The following is a 1,000-nucleotide window of genomic DNA, read 5'->3' as shown; positions in this document are numbered from 1 at the left end:
GGTGTGCTCGTATGCTTTGATCGCTAGATCAAATCGCGTATCAAACAATGTGCAGCCGTCGTTTTCACGCATTTCTTCAATAATGGGAGAGTAGTCGTTAGCATTCACGACAATATTGACGAATGCATGGTTTTTCGCTGCTGCACGAACCATTGTTGGTCCGCCAATATCGATATTTTCAACTGCATCATCCATTGAGCAATCTGGTTTCGCGATGGTTTCAGCGAATGGGTAAAGGTTTACGACAACCATATCGATTGCAGCGATATCATGTGCCTGCATGACTTCATCATCTTGTCCGCGACGACCAAGTATTCCACCATGAACTTTAGGGTGGAGAGTTTTTACGCGACCATCCATCATTTCAGGAAAGCCTGTATAGTCTGAAACCTCTGTGACAGGAATGTTTTCGCTTTGAAGTAATTTAAAGGTACCGCCGGTCGACAGCAGTTCAACACCAAGGTCTTTTAGGTTCTTTGCGAATTCAACAATGCCTGTTTTATCCGAGACACTTATTAGTGCGCGCTTTACAGCAACAGGGCGAGCGTTTGTTGTCATAGTTACTTCCACTTTTTACTTGTCTTTAAAACGAAAAAGGGCGAGAAAATCCCGCCCTTGTTTTGATGCTGTTTACAGTAGACCGTACTGCTTGAGTTTTTTGCGCAGAGTGCCTCGGTTGAGACCCAGAAGCACAGAGGCTTTGGTTTGGTTGTTGCGCGTATATTTCAATACTTGCTCTAGAAGAGGAGCTTCTACTTCTGAAAGTACGAGTTGGTAGACGTCTGTAACAGGCGCGCCGTCTAGTTGAGCAAAATAGTTGCTCAGCGCTTTTTCTACCTCATCACGTAATGTTGTGCCGCCATCAAGCAATGGGGCGTTTTGTGATGGTTGGATGTCTTGGTTGTCGGCTAGCATCTCAGAACTCATGCAGCTTCATCTCCTTCATCTCCTTGGTTGTTCGATCGCTTAAAATACTCGCTTATCGCGTTAAGTTGATCTT

Annotated in this window: 1 protein-coding gene and 1 pseudogene; both read right to left on the bottom strand. The window is 44.9% G+C overall.

The window, feature by feature from the left end; genetic code table 11:
- Nucleotides 1–558, bottom strand: a pseudogene (gene purH / locus A3738_RS25845) (bifunctional phosphoribosylaminoimidazolecarboxamide formyltransferase/IMP cyclohydrolase); the annotation flags it as partial.
- 72 nt (nucleotides 559–630) lie between these two features.
- Nucleotides 631–915: a DNA-binding transcriptional regulator Fis gene (fis, locus tag A3738_RS25840; protein WP_369819810.1), complete on the bottom strand. Its 285-nt coding sequence runs from the start codon at nucleotides 913–915 to the stop codon at nucleotides 631–633.
- Nucleotides 916–1,000: the final 85 nt, after the last annotated feature.

It is taken from the genome of Oleiphilus sp. HI0066 (genome assembly GCF_001635725.1).
This window is presented reverse-complemented; position numbering and strand designations above follow the sequence as displayed.

Excerpts from the sequence above, each read along its gene's own strand:
- fis (WP_369819810.1), bottom strand. The coding sequence starts at position 915 with ATGCTAGCCGACAACCAAGACATCCAACCATCACAAAACGCCCCATTG.